This window comes from Syntrophomonas sp. UBA5494 (assembly GCF_002426325.1).
In genome coordinates this window covers 1-6,594 of the sequence record NZ_DIPG01000017.1, presented here as the reverse complement: position 1 = coordinate 6,594, position 6,594 = coordinate 1, and the positions used below count along the sequence as shown (strand labels likewise).

The following is a 6,594-nucleotide window of genomic DNA, read 5'->3' as shown; positions in this document are numbered from 1 at the left end:
GATGTCAGCCGGGTTGATGAGGTGAAGAAGGCTCTCGCCAATCCCCAGAAGTATGTGGTGGTTCAGGAAGCGCCCGCGGTTAGAGTAGCCCTGGGCGAGGAGTTCAGCCTGGAACCCGGCGCCAATGTGAAAGGCAAAATGCATGCCGCTTTGCGCAGACTCGGTTTCAATCAGGTATATGACACCGAGTTTGCCGCCGACCTTACCATCATGGAGGAAGGAACCGAATTAATAAACCGGGTGTTCAACGCCCTGGGGGTGGCCGGCAACGAACATAGCGGGCCGCTGCCCCAGTTCACTTCCTGCTGTCCGGCCTGGATCAAATATGCTGAAGATCAGTATCCGCTTGTACTGCCCCATTTGTCGTCGGCCAAATCTCCCCAGCAGATGTTCGGAGCGGTGGCCAAGACTTACGCTGCTGAAAGACTGAATGTTGATCCCGTGAATATGTATGTTGTCTCGGTAATGCCATGCACCGCCAAGAAGTATGAATGTGATCGTCCCGAGTTTATCGCCAGCGGATATAAAGATGTCGATGTGGTCATTACCACCAGAGAACTGGCCCAGCTGATCAAAGATGCCGGCATAGAATTCCTGAATCTTCCCGAGGAAGCAGCGGATAGCCTGATCGGTTCTTCAACCGGCGCGGCCACCATATTTGGAGTAACCGGCGGTGTCATGGAGGCGGCTTTAAGAACCGCCTATGAATTATTGAGCGGCCAGTCACTGGATAATGTTGAATTCAAGGCGGTTAGAGGCCTACAGTCGGTCAGAGAGGCGACGGTGGAGATACCCGTCAAGTCTCTGGGCAAAACCCTGCCTGTCAATGTAGCTATCGTAACCGGAACCAAATATGTTGGCAAGCTGATTGAGGATGTGCTGGCAGGTCGCAGCAAATATCATTTTATAGAAGTCATGAACTGTCCCGGAGGGTGTATCAACGGCGGTGGCCAGCCCATCCGAAGAGAAATGATTTAGGAGGGAAAGGGAATGAAGTTTTTCACCGAAAGTGAAGGCATGACCAGACGGCAGTTTTTTAAGGGAGCGGGCATGCTGACCGTGGCCGCCGTATTCCTCGGTGTTTTCAGTAAATTGGGATTTGATGCTCTGGCTGCCAACACCGACTACATTGAAAAAAGAGCCGCCGGAATGTATGCTTTGGATGAAAAGATGACCCTCAGAAAGTCGCATGAAAATCCGGAAATCGCCCAGATTTACAAGGATTTTCTTTCGCCGGGCGAAGTAAAGCCGGTTAGCGAAAAGGCCCATCATCTGCTGCATACCAAATACGGCCAAGACATCCCCGATTTCATCGCTGAGTTGAAAAGCGGAGCCCATGAAGCTGCATAATTAGGAGGGAAACGAATGAGCAGTACTAAAGGCAAGGTCTTAAAACACGGTGCCCAAACCCGGACCATGCACTGGGTGCATTTGATCGCTTTTACCATTCTTGGTCTGACTGGTGTCGGTTTTTACTGGGATATCAATATTATCGGCAATATATTCGGCGGATTCGGCAATGCTTCGCTGGTGCACAGATGGGCCGGAGTCGTTTTTACCGCTGCCCCCGCCCTTTATATTCTGCTGAATTTTGACCGGTTTTCCCGCTTCATTGACACCATAACCCACTTTTCCAAAGAAGATTTTCAATGGTTAAAAGTAATGGGTGGATATCTCCCTTTTATTAAGGTGGATAAAGCTCCTCCCCAGGATAAATACAATGCCGGCCAAAAAATGTTGGGAGTGATGATCATCTTCGGTTGTATTCTGATCATACTGACCGGTTTTCCCATGTGGATATGGCGCCATAGTCTGCCGCCGGCATTCCTGGGCTTTTGCTATAATGTGCATTTTTGGACCGCGATCATTATGATCTTATTAGTCGGCGGCCATTTCTTCCTGGCAGCCATCCATCCCAAATCCAGAGTGGAGTTTGCTTCGATGATGCTGGACGGCTATATCGATGCTGAAATTACCGCCCATCACAACCAAAAGTGGTATGCTGAGCTTAAAGAAACCAGTTGATTAAAACTGCACCAACACATTGCGAAAAAGCGGTCTGCTTCCATTCAGACCGCTTTTTTCAGCAGAGGGCAGCGGGCTGGAAAACAAGGCCATCCCTGCGGCTGTGCCCGCCGATTTCCTGCCAAACTCGAACACCAGGGAGCAGAGACGGCTGGTTGGCCATTCCACCCTGTCAATGATCAAAGTCAAACTTTATTCTCTTCTGCTGCAATGATAAAAAATGCATGACGATACCGATCATGGCAAAGAACCCAAAATAGCCGCAGACGGGTAAGACAATGGCTATTAGCTCTTTAAAGCCGGCAATACTCCCCATGAAAGCCGCCACCATCAATACTGGTATCAGAATGCTTCCCTTTATATTTTTGATTTTCTTGATGCGGAAAGTTACCCCAAAAAGACAAGATAATGAACTCCCAAACATTCCGCAAAGCAGAAGAACTGCATAGACCAGTCCCCAAACAGGATGTATTTTTTGGGCAAGGGTAAGCATGGGAAGTTCTGCATCGGCCAGCATAGGTTGATTCAAAATCAAAGGGAGCAAAATGCAGACGAATACAATCATTAATTGAACCGCCCCCTGAAAAATCCCTTTATGAATAGTTTTATCTTCTTTTATATCTGGTGCAATCGGCACCAGTATGGACATGACTACCATCATGTTATAGGAAACAAACACAATCGCGGCAAACAGCCAGTTTCCAAGCAAAGGATTTGCCCCGGAAAACGGTCGGGCAACCATATTGCTTCCATCAAAATATATAAATGATAAAATACCAGAGATCATAGCCACCACAATCAAGAGAGGAACTGTAATACTAAATGCAGTCAAGACCCCTCTAGCTTCCCACAGTGCTACTACCCCCAGAGAGATAGCCATGAGTGCATTTCCCATGATTGTTGGGATGCCGAAGATCTGATGCAGCAGGGCTCCAGCTCCCGCTGTCATAATAACGACAACATCAAACAAGAAAAAAATAAATACCCCGCCAAATACTGCGCGGAGCCAGGTTTTTTCTTTTCTTACAATGATTTTGTCAAACTCTGTAATTCCTGTTCGGTTTGAAATTTTCATAACAAAGCCGCTAAGCAGCAATAGCATCAGGATGGCAAGGAACATTCCTATCAGTCCGAAACCTCCAAATACTGCAAAGAACTGCATAAGTTCCTGTCCTGATACAAAACCAGCGCCCAATAAACTTCCTGTAAAGGCCATGGCAATCTCTCGCGAGGTTATACTCTTCATGTGCTCTAAATTACTCATATCCCTTTTTGCCCATGGCATTATCGGTACCATATTGAAGAGCCGGGCTGCCGTAGGGCCCGGGGAGCCAAACGGCCCGCGACCAATGCCATTTGAGCCCAGCTTACCTCTTCCTGAGGACGAAAGTTTCCGGCTGAATCAGGGGTTAGCAACCCCAATCCAGATACCAGGCCTACATAATTGGGTTTATTGGCGCTGATTTGCCCAACATCCCGGAAGGGGGTGTCAATGCGGTTGGGCATCTCGGCTATTTCCTGGAAGCCCAGACTATTAACCAGCCAGATGGCCAGATCTTCCCGGCTAAGGGGCTGATCGGGCAAGAACGCCCCGGCAGATGGAATGATGCCACGTTGTATGGCCAGCTTAAAAACACTCAAATCGGGATCATCTTGGGGAATATCGGCCAGGGAAACCTCTATCTGCTGTTCATCTTCCCGGTAGTCTCGTGGATTGGTGGCCACGACCAGAACCTTCAAGATTTCCCGCCGGGTCATGGCCTTATCCGGCTGCACGGTGTCAGAAAGCAGGCCATTATTGTTTAATAATGATAAGGCCGGTGCTGCCCAGTGGGCACTCCAGGGTTCAGATTTATCCTTGGATAGCTGTGATAGTTGAGAATTGTTAAGGACTTCCCCGGTTACGGCATTAAATACCGTATAGGGAATTAAGTAGGCCGGGATGCTCTCTCCAAGAGTCATATACTGTTCGTCTCTGGCCAGGATGTAACTGAACTTGAGGCTCTCCGCCGACCAGAGCTTATCTTTAATCATTTGTGGATCCTGCAAATGAGGCAGTACTTCACACTGCACCGGGCGCCACTGCTTCAAATAGGCTCTTATTTTACCATTGCTTCCATCCAGGGTAATGTTAATACCATCCCTGTTAAACGGAATTCCGTTAACCAAACGCACAAACTGGTAATGATAATAGCCCCGGTCATCTTCCCAATTGGTTTGGCAAAATGCCACCTGCTCAACCTTGTCAGGGTCAAATTTCCGGATAGCCGCCTGGGCCAAATCTTTGCCTTTGGCATAGGTCATGACCGGCTCAGAGCTTATTCCATCATAGTCCTCGTCGCTAAACCCGATTACTTTTCCGGTAAAGGCATTGACCTCTACCCGCAAATGGCTATGATGCTTTTCAGGATCTTGCAGGCTGTAGGACCAGTGTTCCTCCCGGATTCCGCCCCCGCTAGAGCCTCCGCTCCCACTTTTGCGGATTTGGTCTGTGTACCCCATTAGGCTAAAGAAATCCCGGGCGGCTTGCATAGCCACCTCCGGGTTTACATATGCCTCAGGTTCAAGGGGTTCGTTAAGGGCCGGGGCGTTAATTACGGGTACAAAAGCCTGTTCATACAGGCGGGGAATCGCATCACCCTGCCGCCTGCCCCGGTAATCCAGGAAATGACCAGTCCGAGCATCGACTAGCGGTGCATTTATATTCAGGCGATAGGCGGGAACCACCCGTCCGGTCCTTTGGCCCATGGAATCTTGTTCGTCTATATAGCATGGAATCAACTCTATCTGTTCTTGTAACTTATTGGCCATATCGGCTGCCGGTATCAAGTCGTTCCCAGCCGGAAGCTCAAGTTCGTGCCAACTGCAGGCGTATTGGGTGACCGCACCGGTATAAGCGTTAACCCCCACGCTAATACTGTCAAAGTCGATGGCTGCTCCATTAACCAGCCGCTGCCAGTTAAAAATATAGCACAAGTTCAGATTGCGACTGGGAAAAGGTGCAACCATGTCATCTCGAAGCTGAATCTGGGCGTATTTTTGGGGCTGTTTCTCCTGCAGAAATTGTCGCGCCACCACTTGGGCCTGTTCCCGGGTAAAAGTCACGGTTTTGCCCTGGTAATAATCATCACCCGGATTATAATACATGCTCTGGACTTCACCGCTTGCAGCGTCAATTTGCCCGCTTACCCGCTGCCCCTGGGAGGGGCGCAAACCGCCTTGCTCTGCTTCATGAATCCGCCAAACTGAATTTCCTGCGTAATCTTCGAATTCAGCGACCAGGTTCCGGCCCTCAGTGATTTCCGGAAAGGCGGAACAAAATATCTCTAAGGCCTGCTTTGAGCTTATTACCTCAATAGTCTCAGTACTTGCCGGTATAGGCTTTTTAACAATCTCCACTGAATCCACAGCCGCCGTCGCCAAAGCCGGCAAGGCGGTCAATTGCACGGCAACGGCCAGTACCACTGCCAACATTTTTCTTTTCCTCATTCCCCTCTCCTTTCATCCCCTCTGTATTTATCAAAGTATACTACATTATGGTATATATGGGACATGGCGACAGGTTCCATCCATACTTCTGACAAGGCTAGAAAATCAGGCAGAAAATCAAAAAAGGCGGGAGATTAAAATCCCGTCTTTTCGGTCTTTTATAAATGCAATGGAATGTGTGAGCAAAATAGATGCACTAAACTTATATCAGTTTTATATAGTCCTGTGCACCATAGAAAAAGCGATAAATGATAACCACCCTGGCCGCTTCATCAACCTTATAAACCAGTGCATAGTTTTTAATGGTTGCCTTGCGGTAAGCCCCTTTTTCCAAATAAGCATCATGACACCGTTCATATATAAACGGATTGCTTTTCAAATAGCCGTAACATTTTTCCACTTCATCAAGGAAAGTGGTAGCTGCTAGGGGATTGGCAAGCTGAACGGCAATATACGAGACGATATTATCCAAATCGCTGTGAGCAAGCTCCGAAACAACTAACCTATACATTGTATTTTTCTCTTATGCTTTTTAAAGAGGTGTCTCCGTCCAGCACCTTTCCTTCCGCTATCTGTGTCTCGGCTGCAGCTAATTTGTTGTACACATCCAGCATAAACAATTTTTCTTCGTACATCTTTACACTCATAATAACCATATCGCCATAGCCGTTTTTGGTAATATATATCGGCTCGGTTGCCTCTTGGCACATTTTAGAGATTTCGCTAGTATTTTTTAAATCCCGGATCGGAATGATTCGCGGCACACTCTTCACTTCCTTTATATTCTAATGGTATTATTGTGTCATAATTATACCACTAACGCAAGAGCAACGGATCTAGCCAGATCTTTTACTTTTGGAGAAGAGAGTACCATAAGTTACCACCCCCGTGCCAGTATCTCTGATTTCCCGGAGCGGTTCTGACCAGGACTTGACTTAAGGCCGCCTGGGGATTGATAACATCATCGTATGTTGTGCCGAAAATATTGACTGCGATGCGGTGGCCTTCGGCATCGTAGTTGTAGGTGCTACCGCTTACGGCGGCGAGTTGATTTTGATTGCGGGAGTTGAAGGTATATGA

The 6,594-nt window shown here is 48.0% G+C and carries 8 protein-coding genes; 3 read left to right on the top strand and 5 right to left on the bottom strand.

The features are described from left to right. From B3W37_RS02175 to B3W37_RS02165, 3 genes are all read left to right on the top strand, one after another. A partial coding sequence (locus tag B3W37_RS02175; RefSeq protein WP_483174636.1) for a [FeFe] hydrogenase, group A occupies window positions 1-978 on the top strand: 978 nt, incomplete at its 5' end. 12 nt (window positions 979-990) lie between these two features. Next, window positions 991-1,350 carry an iron hydrogenase small subunit gene (locus B3W37_RS02170; RefSeq protein ID WP_483170867.1) on the top strand — a complete coding sequence of 120 codons (360 nt, stop codon included), beginning with the start codon at window positions 991-993 and terminating at the stop codon, window positions 1,348-1,350. A 15-nt stretch (window positions 1,351-1,365) separates the two neighbouring features. Further along, window positions 1,366-2,025 carry a formate dehydrogenase subunit gamma gene (locus B3W37_RS02165; protein WP_483170866.1) on the top strand — a complete coding sequence of 220 codons (660 nt, stop codon included), beginning with the start codon at window positions 1,366-1,368 and terminating at the stop codon, window positions 2,023-2,025. A gap of 172 nt (window positions 2,026-2,197) precedes the next feature. Here B3W37_RS02165 and B3W37_RS02160 read toward each other — a convergent pair whose 3' ends face one another. From B3W37_RS02160 to B3W37_RS02140, 5 genes are all read right to left on the bottom strand, one after another. Then, window positions 2,198-3,271, bottom strand: a complete 1,074-nt coding sequence (locus tag B3W37_RS02160) for a YkvI family membrane protein (protein ID WP_483174635.1) — start codon at window positions 3,269-3,271, stop codon at window positions 2,198-2,200. A gap of 38 nt (window positions 3,272-3,309) precedes the next feature. Then, the gene (locus tag B3W37_RS02155; protein WP_483170863.1) at window positions 3,310-5,514 is read right to left on the bottom strand and encodes a YcdB/YcdC domain-containing protein; all 2,205 of its coding nucleotides are present in this window, start codon (window positions 5,512-5,514) and stop codon (window positions 3,310-3,312) included. A gap of 202 nt (window positions 5,515-5,716) precedes the next feature. Beyond that, complete coding sequence (locus B3W37_RS02150) at window positions 5,717-6,025, bottom strand: type II toxin-antitoxin system RelE/ParE family toxin (protein WP_483174634.1); 309 nt, start codon at window positions 6,023-6,025, stop codon at window positions 5,717-5,719. Beyond that, window positions 6,018-6,278: a type II toxin-antitoxin system prevent-host-death family antitoxin gene (locus B3W37_RS02145; protein ID WP_483170861.1), complete on the bottom strand. Its 261-nt coding sequence runs from the start codon at window positions 6,276-6,278 to the stop codon at window positions 6,018-6,020. The genes B3W37_RS02150 and B3W37_RS02145 overlap by 8 nt, the downstream gene beginning before the upstream one ends. 85 nt (window positions 6,279-6,363) lie before the next feature. After that, a partial coding sequence (locus B3W37_RS02140; protein WP_483174633.1) for a hypothetical protein occupies window positions 6,364-6,594 on the bottom strand: 231 nt, incomplete at its 5' end.

Coding starts and splice junctions, on each gene's coding strand:
- B3W37_RS02170 (WP_483170867.1), top strand. CDS start 991: ATGAAGTTTTTCACCGAAAGTGAAGGCATGACCAGACGGCAGTTTTTT.
- B3W37_RS02165 (WP_483170866.1), top strand. CDS start 1,366: ATGAGCAGTACTAAAGGCAAGGTCTTAAAACACGGTGCCCAAACCCGG.
- B3W37_RS02160 (WP_483174635.1), bottom strand. CDS start 3,271: ATGAAGAGTATAACCTCGCGAGAGATTGCCATGGCCTTTACAGGAAGT.
- B3W37_RS02155 (WP_483170863.1), bottom strand. CDS start 5,514: ATGAGGAAAAGAAAAATGTTGGCAGTGGTACTGGCCGTTGCCGTGCAA.
- B3W37_RS02150 (WP_483174634.1), bottom strand. CDS start 6,025: ATGTATAGGTTAGTTGTTTCGGAGCTTGCTCACAGCGATTTGGATAAT.